Annotated in this window: 11 protein-coding genes, 1 other RNA gene and 2 riboswitches; of the genes, 5 read left to right on the top strand and 7 right to left on the bottom strand. The window is 66.3% G+C overall.

Annotation, left to right across the window (positions count from 1 at the left end; translation table 11 throughout):
- Positions 1-12: 12 nt before the first annotated feature.
- The 6 genes from MSM1_RS18370 to MSM1_RS18345 form a co-directional block, all read right to left on the bottom strand.
- Complete coding sequence (locus MSM1_RS18370) at positions 13-1,287, bottom strand: PPE family protein (protein WP_282100999.1); 1,275 nt, start codon at positions 1,285-1,287, stop codon at positions 13-15.
- A 32-nt stretch (positions 1,288-1,319) separates the two neighbouring features.
- On the bottom strand, positions 1,320-1,619 hold the full coding sequence (locus MSM1_RS18365) for a PE family protein (RefSeq protein WP_213445092.1): 300 nt from the start codon (positions 1,617-1,619) through the stop codon (positions 1,320-1,322).
- A gap of 293 nt (positions 1,620-1,912) precedes the next feature.
- Positions 1,913-2,085, bottom strand: a riboswitch (M-box (ykoK) riboswitch).
- An 869-nt stretch (positions 2,086-2,954) separates the two neighbouring features.
- Positions 2,955-3,127, top strand: a riboswitch (M-box (ykoK) riboswitch).
- Positions 3,128-4,113: 986 nt separating this feature from the next.
- Positions 4,114-7,110: a bifunctional [glutamine synthetase] adenylyltransferase/[glutamine synthetase]-adenylyl-L-tyrosine phosphorylase gene (locus tag MSM1_RS18360; protein ID WP_213445090.1), complete on the bottom strand. Its 2,997-nt coding sequence runs from the start codon at positions 7,108-7,110 to the stop codon at positions 4,114-4,116.
- Positions 7,111-7,194: 84 nt separating this feature from the next.
- Positions 7,195-8,535 carry a type I glutamate--ammonia ligase gene (glnA, locus tag MSM1_RS18355; RefSeq protein ID WP_213445087.1) on the bottom strand — a complete coding sequence of 447 codons (1,341 nt, stop codon included), beginning with the start codon at positions 8,533-8,535 and terminating at the stop codon, positions 7,195-7,197.
- Between the two features lie 135 nt (positions 8,536-8,670).
- The gene (locus tag MSM1_RS18350) at positions 8,671-10,245 is read right to left on the bottom strand and encodes an alpha/beta hydrolase (RefSeq protein ID WP_213445085.1); all 1,575 of its coding nucleotides are present in this window, start codon (positions 10,243-10,245) and stop codon (positions 8,671-8,673) included.
- Positions 10,246-10,311: 66 nt separating this feature from the next.
- Positions 10,312-11,805, bottom strand: a complete 1,494-nt coding sequence (locus tag MSM1_RS18345) for an alpha/beta hydrolase (protein ID WP_307857457.1) — start codon at positions 11,803-11,805, stop codon at positions 10,312-10,314.
- A 281-nt stretch (positions 11,806-12,086) separates the two neighbouring features.
- Here MSM1_RS18345 and panB point away from each other — a divergent pair, with 281 nt between their 5' ends.
- The 5 genes from panB to MSM1_RS18320 all read left to right on the top strand — a co-directional run bounded on the left by panB (position 12,087) and on the right by MSM1_RS18320 (position 17,358).
- Positions 12,087-12,941 carry a 3-methyl-2-oxobutanoate hydroxymethyltransferase gene (gene panB / locus MSM1_RS18340; protein WP_213445731.1) on the top strand — a complete coding sequence of 285 codons (855 nt, stop codon included), beginning with the start codon at positions 12,087-12,089 and terminating at the stop codon, positions 12,939-12,941.
- 144 nt (positions 12,942-13,085) lie between these two features.
- Positions 13,086-13,781 (top strand): phosphoadenylyl-sulfate reductase, encoded by a 696-nt coding sequence (locus tag MSM1_RS18335; RefSeq protein WP_213445081.1) that lies wholly within the window; start codon positions 13,086-13,088, stop codon positions 13,779-13,781.
- A 78-nt stretch (positions 13,782-13,859) separates the two neighbouring features.
- Positions 13,860-14,585, top strand: a complete 726-nt coding sequence (locus MSM1_RS18330) for a ZIP family metal transporter (RefSeq protein WP_213445079.1) — start codon at positions 13,860-13,862, stop codon at positions 14,583-14,585.
- A 48-nt stretch (positions 14,586-14,633) separates the two neighbouring features.
- Positions 14,634-15,722: a hypothetical protein gene (locus MSM1_RS18325; protein WP_213445077.1), complete on the top strand. Its 1,089-nt coding sequence runs from the start codon at positions 14,634-14,636 to the stop codon at positions 15,720-15,722.
- Between the two features lie 124 nt (positions 15,723-15,846).
- Complete coding sequence (locus MSM1_RS18320; protein WP_213445076.1) at positions 15,847-17,358, top strand: CYTH and CHAD domain-containing protein; 1,512 nt, start codon at positions 15,847-15,849, stop codon at positions 17,356-17,358.
- An 18-nt stretch (positions 17,359-17,376) separates the two neighbouring features.
- Here the strand turns inward: MSM1_RS18320 and rnpB are convergent.
- An RNA gene (rnpB, locus tag MSM1_RS18315) (RNase P RNA component class A) lies at positions 17,377-17,793 on the bottom strand.
- Between the last annotated feature and the right edge of the window lie 178 nt (positions 17,794-17,971).

Raw genomic sequence — 17,971 nt, 5'->3', positions numbered from 1 at the left:
CGTTTTCGTCCATTAGCCAGCAGCGGGCGGCCGCGACATCACGGTGGGGGGCCGAAAGCCGTATTTCGGGATGGCGCGACGCAAACCCCCCGCCATGCCCATAGGGGATGCGACGCCCCCCGGCCCGCCGACCGGTGCCGCCCGCGGCGCGACAAAAGGCGTGTCGCCCAACGTTGCCCCTAACGGACTGGACGGGGCAAGCTCGGTCCAGCTCGGCGGCACTGACAACCCGCCAATTGAGGCCGCGTGGCCCAGGCCTGCCGACACCGCGGATCGGGCGCCGCCCATACCCGACAACCCCGCCGCTCCTAGGCCGACCGTCCCCGGATCGAACAGGTCTGCCAGCCCCGGCAGCCACCCGGCCGCGGCGTCCTTGGAGGTGTCCAAAAAACTGAACGCCGCGATAGACGGAAGAATGAATTCCGGGTTGAACGGCCCGCCCGCCAACGCTCCGTTGACGACCATGGTGCTGAAAAAGTTGCCGTTTAAAAACGTACCCAATGCCGAATTATTCGATCCATTGAGAGTTGCCGCGAGGTTCGACAGCGCCGACGAAGAACTCGACGACGCCGAGGAGGCCGACGACGAACCCGAGGCCGACGCTCCCGAGCCCGACACGGTTCCTCCTAGTAGTGATGTCAGCTCTGAGCTCGTGGTGGCGTTGGCGGCGGTTGAGTTGGTGGCGGCTTGGGTGGCCGTCGCTGTCGCGTTGGTGGCCGTTGCGCCGGTGGTGGCTTGGGTGACCGCGGCGGCTTGGTTGGCCGCCGCGGTCGCATTGGTGATGTGCGGCGGTGTGGTGAACGGGCTGAGCTGGGTGGCGGCCGCCGAGCTGCCGGCATAGCCATACATTGCCGCGGCGTCTTGGGCCCACATCTCCCCGTAGTGGGCTTCGGTGGCCGCGATCGCCGGGGTGTTTTGCCCCAAGATGTTGGTCGCCACCAGCGACGCCAGCTGAGCGCGGTTGGCCGCGATCACCGGCGGGGGCACCGTCATCGCCAACGCGGCGTGATAAGCGTCGGCCGCCGCCTGGGCCTGCGCTGCCGTCTGCTCAGCTTGCGCCGCAGTGGTATTCAACCACGCCACATACGGAGCGACCGCCGCCGCCATCGCTGCCGACGCCGGGCCACGCCAACTCCCGCTGGTCAGCCCGGAAATCACCGAATTGTAAGACTCTGCCGCCGACTGCATTTCAGCGGCCAGCTGATTCCAAGCAGCCGCAGCAGCCAGCATCGACGCCGATCCAGGACCGGAATACATTCTGGCCGAATTAACTTCCGGCGGCAACATCGAAAAATCCAGCACTGTCAACTCCAATACGCTTAAAAAACTGCAGCCGCATTAGCCACCTCGGTGGTCGCATATGAATCGGCACTCGTTTGCAAAATGCTGACAAACATGCCGTGGATAGCGGCGGCTTGAGCGCTGACGCCCTGATAGGACAATGCATGCGCCGCGAATCGTGCTGCTGTTAAAGCTGATACCTCGTCGGCAGCAGGGGGAACCACGCCGGTTGTCGGTCCCGCGGCGGCCGCGTTCTGGGCAGCCAGCGCCGAGCCTACCCCTTGCAAGTAGCCGGCAGCCATGGTCAGCGACTCGGGATTGGTGATTACAAAAGACATGCGCACGCCTCCTTCTGAAAAACAAGCGCATAAAACTCACAGGAGCGCGTAACCTGCTGGAGTACGCCACAATCACGCCAGCCGCACAATGCAGCACTGGACGTGTTTCTACGAACGCGCCGGTTCAGCGAGCGGAAACGATGCCGAGGCCGGCGTCGAACGAAGTGGTCACTGAATTCGGATAGGGACTATCACTGCAAGCCATTTCGCTCTCACCTCCTCGTGGTCAAGACACCAGGGGATGCGATCATATTGCACGATGGGGTGAGGTCAACAGGCCAATCAGCCTGGATGAGATACCCCTCTCGTCAAAGCTTTGGCACTGCACGGCGTATCCGGATCGAATCCGGAAGCCACTTGGGCTCAACCCTTGTGCCGGGAGGAGCTGTCCTGACCCGGGGCGTCTCTCGACGTTCGGGGTCAGTGGCCTGTATCCGTGCCGACGCCTCACCTAGCGAGGTGCATGCACTGGCAATGATGGCACTGCAGCCGGAGGTAGTCAAGCCGAAAAACTGAACATGACATAGCTCAGCCGTGCAGACCGGAGAGGTTTGACGTTGCGCAGTCCGACGCCGACGACGATGACCTCCGGCATGTGGACTGCGGTGAGGTCTCGCTGGCTCAAAGACTTTGGCCGACAGCACCGAGAACGCGTCCGCGCCGGCAACGGTGACAAGTAGCGCCGAGTTTCTTTGGAGCGCCGACGATCTCAAACACACGATAGCCAACGCCATCAGCGCCGACGCGCCTCCCATCGTCGCGCGCACCCGCCCCGACCGGCCACGGCCCGGCGGTCGAGTGACACGACCGGGCCTATGGGCTGAGCAAGCCCGGCAATGATCGCCCGCCGCGGCGGTGGACGACCTCGGGCAAGATCAGGTCACTTGTTTATATCCGCGCCTCTGAGATCCCGCGATGAGCCGCGGGTGTCGGTGACCGATCCGAACGGCGTTCCCCGCCAGGCTCGAAATCAGGTTCTCCCCCACACACTGGACAGATCAAGCCATTGCTGCCCTAGATGCCATGAGCGGAGCGGCCATCGAAAGCAGGGCGGCGTACCGCAGACCCAGTGCTCACGCAGCGGATCACGTTAACGTCACATGCCCAGCGGCACTTCACCGATAACCGCGACAATCTGCGACTGGGGCGCGCTAACAGCCCAGCAACGCCGTGATCAGTGGTCGCATTGCTGGGATCTGCGGCGGCGAAGCTTCACCATGATGTCACGGGTAAGACTCACTCGCGCTCGGCGCTCTGGCATGCGATCAGAATCCGATGGGCAAAGTTTCTTCAAAACGTTGACGGATGCCGTGAGGCGGTGCCACCATAGAACGGCAAGCACCTCGGTAGGTGAGGCTTCTGCACGGATACAGGCCACTGACCCCGAACGTCGAGAGACGCCCCGGGTCAGGACAGCTCCTCCCGGTACAAGGGTTGAGCCCAAGTGGCTTCCGGATTCGATCCGGATACGCCGTGCAGTGCCAAAGCTCCGACGAATGGGGTGCGTGCCCGGCACCGTCGCCGCCGGGCGCTCGATCCCCTTACGTGCATGTACCGCAGTGACACGTGTGTGTTCCGGCCGCGAGGAGGTGAGGGCGAAATGAGTCCAAGCGATAGTACCTGGGCGTATTCAAAATCCGTTTCGTCCCGAACTGTGAGCGGCATTTTATCTGCTGTTTAAGCCGTTTCGGACGCTGTACGGCTAGAGCTGTCGATTCTGCGCGTGCAGCTCTAGCGAAGTACGCCCAATGGCGGGTGTCGGTGGGCGCTCGCAGTAGGTAATTGAGCCCGCTGAGACCACCGTGCCGTCTTTTGTTGTTGGACAAGCTATCGAGGGGATGACTGTTAACGATGGCCGCACCCAATCCGGAGCGTCAGATTCACCGGGCCTGTGGCGACATACGCGCAGCTCTCTGTGGCGCACTAGAGGTACTTTCGGAGGCGACAGTCCCTTGCGTTGGCCATGATGATGTGTTCCGGGCCTTCAGCGACTTAGGACGGGCCCAGCATCACGTCGCCATAGCCCTTCATGCCATCAACCTCCTTGACCAGATGGTGGGCACCCCGACTGAACACCGCCAGCCCTGGTCACACTATCGCAACCGCATCGGCAAGAGACTGCCTCAAAGCTGGCACTCATCTCAAAGGCAATCGGCATAAACGAATTTGTCGGTGATCGATAACTACTACTTCCGCTGCCCTCCGCAGAACGTCGGCATGCGGTTGCGTTCGTGGCGCACGGTGCCCCAGGTGTCGCCGGTGCGGTTACCGCGACATGGATGAGAAGCGATGCTAGCCAACCTAATTAGCGTGAAGGCAGATTTTTGGGTCGGGAAGCCGTGTCACGGGCGCGTGAGCGGTGGCAGTTGGGCTGGGGTGCGGTTGTTGCGTTGGCGATTGGGTGTGAGCGTGCCAGAACAACACAGGTGTGCCGGTTCGGCACTGAAGAGGGCCACCCGGACCCGTCGCTGCGATCAACTTGCCACGCGAGATCTCAGCTCCCGAAGACCTTGCGCACCACTGCTTTTGCCCGTCGCGTCACCCGTAGATAGTGATCCAGGAACTCGCCGCCGTTGCCGTTGCCCCAGCCGGCGGCAACGGCAACGGCGTTGAGCTGACGCCCGGGTCCGGGCAGTTGGTCGGTGGGCTTGCCACGCACCAGCACCAGCGCGTTGCGGGCCCGTGTCGCCGTCAGCCACGCCTGCCGTAACAGCTCGACGTCGTCACCGGCCAGCAGCTCAGCCGCGGCGATCGCATCCAGGGTGTCCAGGGTCGAGGTGTTGCGCAGCGCGGGAATGCGGTGCGCGTGCTGCAATTGCAGCAGCTGCACGGTCCATTCGATATCCGCCAGTCCTCCGCGCCCCAGCTTGGTGTGGGTTTTGGGGTCGGCGCCCCGCGGCAAGCGCTCGGCGTCCACGCGCGCCTTGATCCGCCGGATCTCCCGGACGGTTTCTGCGGACACCCCACCGGCGGGATAGCGGATTTTCTCGGCCATCTGCGAAAACCGTCGGCCCAGCTCGACGTCGCCGGCGATCCACCTCGCCCGCAGCAGTGCCTGGATCTCCCACGGCTGCGCCCACTGGGCGTAGTAGCCCTCGTAGGCGGCCAGCGTGCGAACCAGCGGGCCATTGCGGCCCTCGGGCCGCAGATTGGCATCCACGCACAGTGGCGGGTCGGCGCTGGGGGCTCCCAGCAGTGCCCGCATCTGCTCGGCGACCGACTGCGACCACTGCACCGCCCGCGAGTCATCGATACCGGTGGCCGGGTCGCACACGAACATCACGTCCGCGTCCGACCCGTAGCCCAGCTCGTCGCCGCCCAGCCGGCCCATCCCGATCACCGCGATGGTGGCCGGGGCGCTGCCGTCGGCGGGGAGGTTCGCGCGGACCACCGCGTCAAGGGCGGCCTGCAGCACCGCCACCCACACCGAGGTGAGCGCCTTGCAGACTTGCCGCACGTCCAGCATGCCCAGCAGGTCCGCCGAGGCAATGCGGGCCAGCTCCCGCCGGCGCAGCGCCCGCGCGGCGGCGATGGCGCGCACCGGGTCGGGATGCCGGCTCGCCGAGGCGATCAGCCCGAGGGTCCCCGCCCCGGGCTCGGGGTCAAGCAACCTCGGGCCCGATGGACCGTCGGCGTATTGCTGGATGACCTCGGGCGCGCGCATCAGCAGCTCGGGCACGTACGCCGAGGTGCCCAGCACCCGCATCAACCGCTTGGCCACCGCGGGCTGGTCGCGCAGCGTGGACAGATACCAGCGCTGTGGCGCCAGCGCCTCGCTGAGCCGCCGGTAGGCCAACAGCCCGCCGTCCGGGTCCGGGGTGTCCGACAACCAGTCCAGCAGCCTGGGCAACAGCACCGCCTGCACGCGTCCGCGGCGCCCGCTCTGGTTGATCAGCGCGCTCAAGTGGGTCAGCGCGCTCTGCGGGCCCTCATAGCCGAGCGCGGCCAGCTGACGCTCCGCGGCTTCCGGCGTCATGCCGTGCGCGAACTCCAGCCCGGCCGGGCCAACCGATTCCAGCAGCGGTTGATAGAAGAGCTTGGCGTGCAGCCGTGACACCCGCAGGTGATGGCGCTTGAGCTCCTCGCGCAGCACCCCCAGGGCGTCGTGTTTGCCGTCCGGGCGGACGTGGGCCGCACGCGCCAGCCAGCGTAGCGCCTCATCGTCGTCGGGGGCGGGCAGCAGATGGGTGCGCTTGAGTCGCTGCAGCTGCAGCCGGTGCTCGAGCAGCCGCAGAAACTCGTAGGACGCCGTCAGGTTTGCGGCGTCGTCGCGTCCGACGTAGCCGCCGGCTCCTAGGGCCGCCAGGGCGTCCACCGTGGAAGCCACGTGCAGCGACTCGTCGGCGCGACCGTGCACCAATTGCAGCAATTGCACCGCGAACTCGACGTCACGCAGCCCACCGCTGCCCAGCTTGAGTTCGCGGCCGCGGACCTCGGCGGGCACCGACTGCTCCACCCGGCGCCGCATCGCCTGCACTTCGCCGACGAAATCCTCGCGTTCGCACGCCCGCCACACCATCGGCATCAACGCGGCCAGGTAGCGCTCCCCCAGCTGCGCGTCGCCGGCGGCCGGCCGGGCTTTCAGCAACGCCTGAAACTCCCAGGTCTTTGCCCATCGCCGGTAGTAGGCGATATGTGAGTCGAGCGTGCGGACCAGCTCGCCGTGGCGGCCTTCGGGTCGCAGCCCGGCGTCCACCTGGAAAAATGCCTGCGACGCCACCCGCATCATCTCGCCGGCCACCCGGGTAGTCACCGAATCCGCCCGCTCGCCCACAAAGATGACGTCGACATCGCTGACGTAATTAAGTTCGCGGGCACCGCATTTGCCCATCGCGATGACGGCCAGCCGGGGCGGGGTGCGGTCCCCGCATACCGTCGTTTCCGCCACCCGCAGGGCCGCCGTCAGCGCGGCATCGGCCATATCCGCCAGGTGGGCACCGACCGCCCGGAAAGCCAGCACGGGCTGATCCTCGACGACAGGCGCCAGGTCGAGTGCGGCCAGCACCAGCAGCCGATCCCGGTAGAGGGTGTGCAGTCGGGACAGCACCGACCGCGGTGCAGTCGATGTTTCGGCCTGGCTGTCGGCGAGGCACCCGAGGAACATCCGGCGCAGCTCCTCGGCCGACGGCAATATCACCCGGCCGGCCAGCAGCCGCCACGACCCCGGGTGGGCCACCAGGTGGTCTCCCAATGCCAGCGACGAGCCCAGCACGGCGAACAGCCGGCCGCGCAGGCCACGGTCGGTGAACAGCGCCTCGTTGAGCTCGGCCCAGCCGGCGCCCAGAGCCTCCGCCAGCCGGACAAGGGCACGCAGCGCAGCGTCGGCATCGGGAGCCCGCGACAGCGACCACAGCACCTCGGCGTGAGCCTCGTCATCGCGGGTGTCCCACCCCAGCCGAGCTAAATTGGCGGCGGCGTTCGGGTCGACCAGTCCGAGCCGGGCCGCACTGGGCAGCGTCGGTCGCTCGGTTACGGGTTTGGTCACCACCACGAAGGTAGCGCACCCCCGGCGCCGACCGGCCCGCCAACGGCTGGACGGTGGTGGCGCCACTGAGCCGCGGACCGGCGCTGGGCGCTAAAGCGACAGGTAGGTCTTCAGCTCAAACGGTGTGACGTTGCAGCGGTAGTTCGCCCATTCTGTGCGCTTGTTGCGCAAGAAAAAGTCAAAAACGTGCTCCCCCAGGGTTTCCGCGACAAGCTCGGAGTTCTCCATCGCCTGAAGCGCGCTGTCCAGGCTGGTGGGCAGCTCGCGATAGCCCATCGCACGGCGCTCCTCGACGGTGAGGTCCCACACGTTGTCCTCGGCCTGCGGGCCCAGCACGTAACCCTTTTCCACGCCACGCAGGCCGGCCGCCAGCAGCACGGCGAACGCGAGGTAGGGGTTGCACGCGGAGTCGGGGCTGCGCACTTCGATGCGCCGCGACGATGTCTTGCGTGGACTGTACATCGGAATCCGCACCAGCGCCGACCGGTTGGCGGCTCCCCAGCACGCCGCGGTGGGTGCCTCCCCACCGGACACCAACCGCTTGTAGGAGTTCACCCACTGGTTGGTGACGGCGCTGATCTCACACGCGTGTTCCATAATGCCCGCGATGAACGACTTGGCGACGTCGGACAGCTGCAACGGGTCGTCGGGGCTGTGAAAGGCATTGACTTCGCCCTCGAACAGGCTGATATGGGTGTGCATCGCCGAGCCGGGGAACTGCACGAACGGCTTGGGCATAAACGACGCCCGCACTCCCTCCTCCAACGCGATCTCTTTGATGACATAGCGGAATGTCATCACGTTGTCGGCCATTGACAGCGCGTCGGCGAAACGCAGGTCGATCTCCTGCTGACCGGGTGCCCCCTCGTGGTGACTGAATTCCACCGAGATGCCCATGAACTCCAGCGCGTCGATGGCGCGCCGGCGGAAATTCGACGCGGAGTCATGCACCGCCTGGTCGAAATAGCCGGCGTCATCGGCGGGGACCGGCACCGACCCGTCGTCGGGACCGGGCTGCAGCAGGAAGAACTCGATCTCGGGGTGTATGTAGCAGGAGAATCCGAGTTCGTTGGCCTTACCTAGCTGGCGCCGCAACACATGGCGCGGGTCCGCCCAGGAGGGCGAGCCATCCGGCATTTTAATGTCGCAGAACATCCGCGCGGAGTGGTGCTGCCCGGAAGGGGTGGTCCAGGGCAGTACCTGGAAGGTCGACGGATCGGGGTGGGCGACGGTGTCGGATTCCGATACCCGGGCGAAGCCCTCGATCGAGGACCCGTCGAAGCCGATGCCTTCCTCGAAGGCGCCCTCGAGCTCGGCCGGGGCGATCGCGACCGATTTGAGGAAGCCGAGCACGTCGGTGAACCAGAGCCGGACGAAACGGATGTCTCGTTCCTCCATCGTGCGAAGCACGAATTCCTTCTGACGATCCATAACGGGTACAGTATGCGCCCGCTATTAACTGAGTGTTACCGCGGTCACGCGAGCCCAAGTGGCCCGGCTTCCTCGCCCGCCGTTGCGCGCCGCGCATCGTGGCCGGGCGCACCGGGCTAGCACGGGCGCACCTGGTTAGCACCGCAGGTTGTCCGGCGGCGGCACCCCGTCGACGAGGTAGCGCACCACCGCGGCGTCGACGCAGCGGTCGCCGTTGAACACGGCGGTGTGCTGGGTGCCGTCGTGGGTGATCAGCGGCGCGCCGAGCTGACGCGCCAGGCTCACGCCGGCCTGATACGGGGTGGCCGGGTCGTGGGTGGTGGACACCACGACGACCTTGCCCCCCGCGACCGGCGCTGCGCGGTGAGGTGCCGACGTCGCCGGCACCGGCCACAACGCGCACAGATCGCGGGGCGCAGCGCCGGTGAACGGCCCATAGCTCAACAACGGCGCGACCTGGCGGATCTGGCGGTCGGCGGCCACCCACGCGGATGAATCCGGCGGTGCGGGGGCGTCGACGCAGCGGATCGCATTGAACGCGTCCTGGCCGTTGCTGTAGTGGCCGTGCGCGTCGCGACCGTGGTAGTCATCGGCGAGCAACAGCAGGTCATCGGCGTCGGTGCCGCCCGCCAGCCCCTGAAGGCCGCGGGTCAGATATTTCCAAAACCGTGGGGTGTAGAGCGCGTTGATCGTGCCGGTGGTGGCGTCGGCATAGCTCAGCCCCCGCGGATCCGACGTCCTACCCGGCTTGTCAACCAGCGGGTCAACCAGCCGGTGGTAGACCTCGACGGCTTTAGCGGGGTCGGTGCCCAGCGGGCAGCGCGGCGAACGGGAGCAGGCGGCGGCGTAGTCGTTGAACGCCGTCTGAAACCCCGCCATCTGGTCGATGTTCTGCTGCACCGGGCCCACGCTCGGGTCGATGGCACCGTCGAGCACCATCGCGCGCACATGATCGGGAAACTGCTCGGCGTAGGCGGTGCCCAACTGCGTGCCGTAACTGTAGCCGAGGTAATTGAGCTGCTCGTCGCCGAGCGCTTGGCGGATCACTTCCATGTCTCGCACGACCGATGCGGTGCCGATGTTCCTCAGGAAGCCCGGGCCCATCCGCTCGGCACACCGTTGGGCCAGCTGCCGATAGAGCCGCTCGATGTGGGCGACCCCGGCCGGGCTGTAGTCGACCATTGGCTCCCGCCGATAGGCGTCGAACTCGGCATCGGTGCGGCACCGCAGCTGCGGGGTGGAATGACCAACCCCCCTCGGGTCGAATCCGACCAGATCGAAATGCCGAGCGATGTCGGTGTCCGCCAGATCGGTGGCCATCGCGGCGACGGTATCGACGGCGGACGCTCCGGGTCCGCCCGGATTGATCAGCAGCGACCCCATCCGGGGTCCGCTCGCCGGAATCCGGATCAGCGCAAGATCGGCGTGCGCCCCACCGGGACTGCCGTAGTCCACCGGGACCGGCACCGTGGCGCACCGAGCGTCGGGAATGTCGCTGGTGTCGATGAGAAACCGCTCGCAGCTGGTCCAGTCCGGCCTGCGCACCCCGGTCGTCGGCGGCACCGCCGGGCCGGGAGCCTGGCCGGCGCCGGGCTCCCCGGTGGCGCCGGCTGCCGGCGCGCTCACAGCTCCCGGAACGGCCATCACCGCCGCGACCGACAGCAGCCCCGCTGAAAGCAACACAGAACTCAACTGCCTCAGACGCAACATACGTCACATGGTCGCACGCGGGCGCCGCTTCCGCGGACCGCCCAAGGTCACAGGTAGGTCGCTGATTTAGCACTTTGCGCCCGGTGCTGGCACGGCACCGTCGATCAGATACGCCGTCGCGTAGTCGTCGATGCAGCTATTGCCCTGAAAGACCACCGTGTGCTGGGTGCCCTCGAAGGTGAGCAACGCACCGCCAAGTTGCTTCGCCAGATCCACCCCCGCCTTATACGGGGTGGCCGGATCGTGGGTGGTGGAGACCACCAGCGTGGGCGCCAGGCCGGGTGCGGAAATGACGTGCGGTCGGCTGGTCGGCGGCACCGGCCAGAACGCGCAGGTGCCCAGCGGCGCATCACCGGTGAATTTCCCGTAGCTCATAAATGGGGCGATTTCGCGTGAGCGGCGGTCCTCTTCGATGACCTTGGCCCGGTCTTTGACCGGGGGCTGGTCGACGCAGTTGATCGCCGTCCGGGCGTCGGTGGCGTTAGTGTAGTGACCGTGTGGGCCACGTTGCCAATACATGTCGGCCAGCGCGAGCAAGGTGTCGCCGCGGTCGTCGTGCAGCTCGGTCAGGCCGTCGGTCAGATAGTGCCACAGAGTCGGTGAGTACAGCGCCATGATGGTGCCCACGATGGCGTCGCCGTAGCTCAGCCCCCGCGGATCCTTGGTGTGGGCGGGCCGCCCGATGTTCGGGTGGTTCGGGTCGACCAGTGGGTCGACCAGGCTGTGGTAGACGTGCACGGATTTGGCGGGGTCGGTGCCTAACGGGCAGGTTGGGGCCTTCGCGCAGTCGGCGGCGTAGTCGTTGAACGCATCCTGGAATCCCTTGGCCTGACGCAAGTCTGCCTCGATGGGGCTGACGTTGGGGTCCACCGCGCCGTCGAGGATCATCGCCCGCACGTTCTTCGGGTACGCCTCGGCGTAGGCCGAGCCGATCCGGGTGCCATACGAGTAGCCGAGGTAGGTCAGTTTGTCGTCGCCCAGCGCGGCCCGGATGGTGTCGAGATCCCGGGCGACGTTGACTGTCCCGACGTTCGCCAAAAATTTCTTGCCCATCTTCTTCACGCAGCGGGCCACGTACGCCTTGGTCTGATCCTCGATGTGCGCCACTCCCCCGGGGGTGTAGTCGACATCCGGCTCGGCCCGCAGCTTGTCGTTCTCGGCGTCGGTGTTACACCAGATGGCGGGCCGCGACGATGCCACCCCGCGCGGGTCGAACCCGACCAGGTCGAAGCGCTCACGCACTCGCGGCGGCAACGTCTGCACGATGTTTACCGCGGCGTCGGTGCCCGACTCGCCGGGCCCACCAGGGTTGATGACCAGCGACCCGATCTTCTTACCCGTCGCCGGAAAGCGGATCAGCATCAGGGCCGCGACGTTGCCGTCGAGGTGGTTGTAGTCGACGGGAACGGCGACCTTGCCGCACTGCGCGCCGGCCGGAAGCTTCACCGAGGTCCCCCCCACCACCCGGCACAGTCCCCACTCCACCGGCCGGCCGATCTTCGGGTTGGCCAGCAGCGCCCGCCCGCCGACCACGTGGGTGCAACCCGCCACCAGCAGCATCGTGGCGGTGATCACGCCGCACGTCAGGGTCGCGCGCAGCTTCGTGGTGCGGTAAGCCAGGCCCATGGCACCCAATGCTGCCATGAGCACGCACAAAACTCGGGGAGCGGCGGCGCCGCCCGCATTGTCGAGGTGGCTGGCACCTGGGCTCCGTAGCTGTGAGCAAGTCCACTGGACCCGACCGTAGGCCGGTGGCCAGACTTTTGGCAGACTGGCATGGTCATACGGACCCGGGGACCCATGGGGCCACGAGGACCGAACCAAACACCGTAGGGACAATGATGTCTGAGCACGCTGTTTACCCCGCCCGGCCTTCCCGGCCGGATGCCGGCGAGCCCTCGCGGACCAAGATCCGCGTCCATCATCTGCAGCAGATGAAGGCCGAGGGCCGCAAGTGGGCCATGCTGACCGCCTATGACTACTCCACCGCGCGGATCTTCGACGATGCCGGGATCCCGGTGCTGCTGGTCGGTGACTCCGCCGCCAACGTCGTCTACGGCTACGACACCACCGTGCCGGTCTCGATCGAGGAGTTGATCCCGCTGGTGCGCGGCGTGGTGCGGGGTGCCCGGCACGCTCTGGTGGTCGCCGACTTGCCGTTCGGCAGCTATGAGGCCGGGCCCGCGGCCGCCCTGGCGTCGGCCACCCGCTTCATGAAGGAGGCCGGCGCGCACGCGGTCAAAGTGGAGGGCGGTGAGCGAGTCGCCGAGCAGATCGCTTGCCTGACCGCCGCCGGTATCCCGGTGATGGCGCATATCGGCTTCACCCCGCAAAGCGTCAACACCTTGGGCGGCTTTCGGGTGCAGGGGCGCGGTGACGCCGCCGAGCAAACCATTACCGACGCTATCGCCGCCGCGGAGGCCGGCGCGTTTGCGGTTGTGATGGAGATGGTGCCAGCGGAGCTGGCCACGCGGATCACCGGTAAGCTAACCATCCCGACCATCGGCATCGGGGCGGGGCCGAACTGTGACGCGCAGGTTCTGGTATGGCAGGACATGGCGGGGCTCACCAGCGGCAAAACGGCGCGCTTCGTCAAGCAATTCGCAGATATCGGCGGCGAATTACGACGTGCCGCAATCCGATACGCGCAAGAAGTAGCGAGCGGGGTTTTCCCCGCCGATGAGCATTGCTACTGACGCCGCACTTCGAAAGGCCCTGCGCGAGCAATGCTTTAGGGTAGCATCCGGCTACCCGGCGTCGACGCCGCTTTGCGCCGAGTTGATCGAACCGCGCTACCGTGGGTTAGGTAATGGCGGCGCGACGACGATGGGAGAATGCCGATGAGTGATGCTTTCACCGAAGCGGAGCTACGCGAGCTTGCCGGGCACGCGGCGGCCAGCCTCGAGGGCGCTAGCGCTACCGAGCTGTTGCGCTGGACCGACGAAACCTTCGGCGACAAATATGTGGTGGCCTGCAACATGCAGGACGCGGTGCTGGTCGATCTGGCGGCCAAAGTTCGCCCCGGCGTGCAGGTGCTCTACATTGACACCGGCAACGAATTCGCCGAAACCCTCGGTATGCGTGACGCGGTCGAGGCCACATATGACATCAGGTTGATCACCCTGCACCCCGAGCCGTGGGTGCTAAAGCTGGGGACAAGCCTGTGCTACACCGATCCCGACGAGTGTTGCCGGTTGCGCAAGGTCGTTCCGCTGACCAAAGCGCTGCGTGACTACTCGGCATGGGTGACCGGGATTCGCCGCGTCGACGCACCCACCCGCGCCAACGCCCCATTGATCAGCTTCGACGAAAAGTTCAAGTTGGTGAAGGTTAACCCGCTGGCGGCGTGGTCCGATCAGGACATGGCCGACTACATCAGCGAAAACAACGTGCTGGTCAATCCCCTGATCGACGAAGGCTATACGTCCATCGGCTGCGCCCCGATGACGGCGAAGCCGACCGCGGGCGCCGACAAACGCAGCGGGCGCTGGCCGGGGTTCGCCAAGACCGAGTGCGGCATACACGTTCAGCCCTGAGCGGCGGTAAACAGCGCCGTCCCATGCGTGCCGGAGGCCGCAACCTATCCTGCTGTTCATGGGCACTGGAAGCCCGCAGTGACCGGGGCCGGTCCGGCGTGGGCGTTGTTGACCGTGGCGGCCACCCTGCTGGGCGGGCTGCTCGGTTTGCGGCTTCGCGCCCGTCTCCCGGGAGTGATGGCGTTCACCGGCGGGGTGTTGCTGGGAGTGGCATTATTCGACCTCGGCCCCGAGGCCGTAAACCGGCTGGGCTCAGCGGCGGGGCGCACAGTGGGTGTGGCGATGGGCGCGGGGTTCGTGGGTTTCCTGGTGCTCAGTCGGCTCCTCGTGCTGCGCCATCGCGAGAACCCCAACCGTGCGTTCGGGCAGCGGCCGACGGGCGCGCTGCAGGCACTGGTGTTATCGATGCACAGCCTGTTCGATGGTTTCGGGATCGGCGCCGGGTTCGCGATGTCTCCCCAGGTGGGAGCTTTCGTGCTGATCGCGGTCGTCGGCCATGACGTCGCCGATGGGATGAATACCGTCGTCTTCGTGCTATCCCACGGTGGTGACGTCTCGCGTGCACGCCGATGGCTGGTGATCGACGCCGTTGCCCCCGAAATCGGGGCTCTTGCCGGCGCGACGCTTCCCCTCACCCCGCACGCCTATAGCGTCGGTCTGGCGATCTTCGCGGGGGTCTTTTTGATGATCGGCACCGGCGAGCTGCTGCCGGCTGCCCATCGCGCGCCGTCGGTGCCCCGCCTGGCGCTCACCGCGGTCGGCGCGCTGCTGATCTACGTCATGACCGGGTTGTTGCCAGCATGATCTTTCGCTCAAGCAATAGCGAAGAAACGCGAAGAAGGTGACGATGCAGTGGCCGATGACCACGACTCTGAGCAATTTCGCCTCTGGGCATTTGGCGATGCTCACGTGGGGACGGATAAACGATTTGGCAGAAGCAGCCTCGCCGAAGCGATTTCGCAATCCGAATTCGGCGGTTCCGAAGGCGGCCCGCCTTTTTCCTGGGATATCGCCATCGACGTGGGCGATATGTCAGGTGCCCACTACAGCACGCCCGATGATGCCGAAGGCCTAGAGGTGCGAAAGCAATTTTCCGCGCTGCAGCTTCATCGGCGTGAAGACATCTACAGCGTGTGCGGAAACCATGACCGTAGCGGCCTTTCGGAGCCAGAGGCGTGGTGGTGGCAGAAATGGGTCGACCCGCTCGGCGAGCACACCGAGTTCTCCGGCGTGCGCCCGGAAGCGCGCCGGTACCCGATCGACGGGACCTGGGAGCGCTACTCGTTCCGTGTCGGCAATCTGCTGTTTCTCATGATGAGCGACCGCAACGAGCCCACCCAGTCGATTGGCCGGGGACCGCTCGGGGGCAACCCTGGCGGCGTGGTCAGCGGCGAGACGTTCGCGTGGTTCACGAAGATGGTCGGCGCCAATCCTGACTCCATCGTCGCCTCGGTGCATCACTATGTCCTGAAAGACACCACGGTGGCCTCTGGCGAGTGGGAAGGTGTGCGCAAGAATGCGGCAGGAGACTGGGTGGAGCACTACCACCGCCCATACGCCCAGGGCACCCCGCAGGGGGCGTCATATTTGTACTGGGTTGCCAGCAAGCCGGATTCGGGTGCCTTCGAGAGCTTTTTGGCGGCCCGCCCCGGTCGGGTGCAGCTGTGGCTTGCTGGTCACACCCACACCAACCCTGACGATTCCTTCGGCGGCAAAACTCACATAGAAAAGCGTTGGGGAACATGGTTTCTCAACGTCTCCGCGTTAAGCCGCTACCACATGCCCCTGACCACTGTGCCCATGAGCCGGCTGCTGACCTTCACCCCTGGCAGCCGCCAGGTGCGGGTGCAATGCTATTTGCACACCAGTCAGTATGCGCCGCAGGGCTGGTACGCCAAAGCCGAGAAGACCCTGACCCTTGACCGTGCGTTTCGCTGGTAGGACCGATACCCGTGCGAGCTGTCGCGCCGCGTGGGCTTTCCCGCGTGCACTATGGGCGAATGCGGCAGTCTGGTATGGCACACTGGGCTCGCCCGTCGCGGCGTCGCACCCACCGGAGGCAAAAATGCCTGTCAAAGCGCCAAAAACCCCAGGCTACCTGGAGGTGGAACGCAAGTACGATGTCGCGGAGGCGGCCGTGGTGCCGTCGTTCGACGGGTTGACCCCGGTGGTCCGGGTGGAAAAACCCCCGACGCAAGAGCTGGATGCCGTGTACTTCGACACGCCGGGGCGTGATCTGGCGTCTAAACGGATTACCCTGCGCCGCCGTACCGGCGGCTCCGATGCCGGTTGGCATCTGAAGTTGCCGGCCGGACCTGATGCCCGCACCGAGGTTCGCGCGCCGCTCGGCGCGGCCGATGGTGCCGACCAGACCCACATACCAGCGGAGTTGCTGGATGTCGTGCTGGCGATCGTGCGAGACCGCCCACTGGAGCCGGTTGCGCGGATCACCACCAGGCGTGAGCGCTGGCTCTTACGTGGCGCCGACGATGCCGTGCGGGCCGAATTTTGTGATGACCACGTCACCGCGTGGCCGGCGGCGCCCACCGGTGAGGTTCCCGCCGAGCACCGCTGGCGGGAGTGGGAAGTGGAGCTCGCCGCCCCCGGTACGGTTGCCGGTACCGAGTTGCTGGACCAGCTCGGCAACCGATTGCTCACCGCCGGCGCCACGCCGGCCGGACACAGCTCCAAGCTCGCACGGGTGCTCGGGCCAATGCCTTCGCCCGACGGCTCGCGAAGCGCCGCAGCCCCGGTGCGCCGAGCAGTGGCCGAGCAAATCGAGCAGTTGCTGGTGTGGGATCGCGCGGTGCGCGCGGGCGCTGACGACGCCGTGCATCAGATGCGAGTGACGCTGCGCAAGCTCCGCAGCCTGCTGCAAGCCTCCCCAGCGGAGTTCGGTGTGCCCGACAACGCGCCGATCCTTGATGAGTTGCGGGATTTTGCCCTGGTGCTAAGCGAGGCCCGCGACGCCGAAGTGCTCGGCGAACGTTATCAGCGCGCGCTCGACCGGCTGCCTCCGGAGTTGGCGCGCGGACGGGTTCGGGAACGTCTTGTCGACGGCTCTCGGCACCGCTACCAGGAAGGGCTACAGCGGTCGTTGACGGCAATGCGGTCCGAACGCTACTTCCGCATGCTCGATGCCCTCGACGCGATAGTGTCGCAGCCCCGGGCGCCCGGGCGCGGGCAGCCGGCGCCCGCCACCATCCGTGCCGCCTACAAACGGGTGCGAAAGGCCGCCAAGGCGGCTGCGCTGGCTACCGGCGAAGATCACAACTTGGCGTTGCACCGAATCCGTAAGCGCGCCAAGCGGCTCCGGTATACCGCAGCGGCACTGGGGGCATTGCAGGTGTCCGAGCGGGCGAAAGCCATCCAGACCCTGCTCGGAGACCACCAAGACAGCGTGATCAGCCGGAACCATCTCAGGCAGCAAGCCGACGCCGCGTTCGCGGCCGGTGAGGACACTTTCACTTACGGTCTGCTCTACCAGCAGGAAGCCGATGTGGCTGACCGCTGCCGTCGGCAGCTGAGCGATGCGCTGGACGATCTCGCGAAGGCGATGCGCCACACAAAGCGATGAGCCCGCATTTCGGTGGGGCGGGCGAGTTGGCCTGTAAGCCGGATTCTGTTCCCCACCACCGCGACGAACGGCGGCGGGGCGGCGACCATCCATCTGGACACACCGTTGCCGGGTGCCTCAAGCGGCCTACCCGCAGGCTCGGGCGAGCAACCCTCAAACGCCTGCGCGATCGCGCCGTGCGTGGCGCGATCTTCTTGGCCTTGCTTCGGGTGGGGTTTACCGAGCCATCCCGGTCACCCGGGATGCTGGTGCGCTCTTACCGCACCGTTTCACCCTTACCACCGCGAGGGTGGCGGTTTGTTTTCTGTGGCACTTTCCCGCGAGTCACCTCGGATTGCTGTTAGCAATCACCCTGCTCTGCGAAGTCCGGACTTTCCTCGACGCGTCGCTAGACCCTGCGGGACCAGCGCACGCCGCGGCCGCCCGGCCAACTCGTCCGCAAACAACCACCATACCCGCTGCAAAATTCCCGTGCGACAGCCGCATGCCGGCCGGGTCGATCCCAGAAACCGTCGTTCGTTATCGTCTGATGCATCGCCTCGGGACCGACCGCATGACATGATTGAGGCTGCGATGATCACCCGTGACCACCAAACAAGCACCGCCCCGCCGG

Origin of the sequence: Mycobacterium sp. SM1 (assembly GCF_018361265.1) — a bacterium.
Taxonomy (GTDB): domain Bacteria; phylum Actinomycetota; class Actinomycetes; order Mycobacteriales; family Mycobacteriaceae; genus Mycobacterium.
The sequence above is the reverse complement of the archived record's forward strand: the minus strand, read 5'-3'. Positions and strand labels throughout refer to the sequence as shown.

Excerpts from the sequence above, each read along its gene's own strand:
- MSM1_RS18370 (WP_282100999.1), bottom strand. The coding sequence starts at position 1,287 with ATGTTGCCGCCGGAAGTTAATTCGGCCAGAATGTATTCCGGTCCTGGA.
- MSM1_RS18365 (WP_213445092.1), bottom strand. The coding sequence starts at position 1,619 with ATGTCTTTTGTAATCACCAATCCCGAGTCGCTGACCATGGCTGCCGGC.
- glnA (WP_213445087.1), bottom strand. The coding sequence starts at position 8,535 with ATGGATCGTCAGAAGGAATTCGTGCTTCGCACGATGGAGGAACGAGAC.
- MSM1_RS18350 (WP_213445085.1), bottom strand. The coding sequence starts at position 10,245 with ATGTTGCGTCTGAGGCAGTTGAGTTCTGTGTTGCTTTCAGCGGGGCTG.
- MSM1_RS18345 (WP_307857457.1), bottom strand. The coding sequence starts at position 11,805 with ATGCTGCTGGTGGCGGGTTGCACCCACGTGGTCGGCGGGCGGGCGCTG.
- panB (WP_213445731.1), top strand. The coding sequence starts at position 12,087 with ATGTCTGAGCACGCTGTTTACCCCGCCCGGCCTTCCCGGCCGGATGCC.
- MSM1_RS18335 (WP_213445081.1), top strand. The coding sequence starts at position 13,086 with ATGAGTGATGCTTTCACCGAAGCGGAGCTACGCGAGCTTGCCGGGCAC.
- MSM1_RS18320 (WP_213445076.1), top strand. The coding sequence starts at position 15,847 with ATGCCTGTCAAAGCGCCAAAAACCCCAGGCTACCTGGAGGTGGAACGC.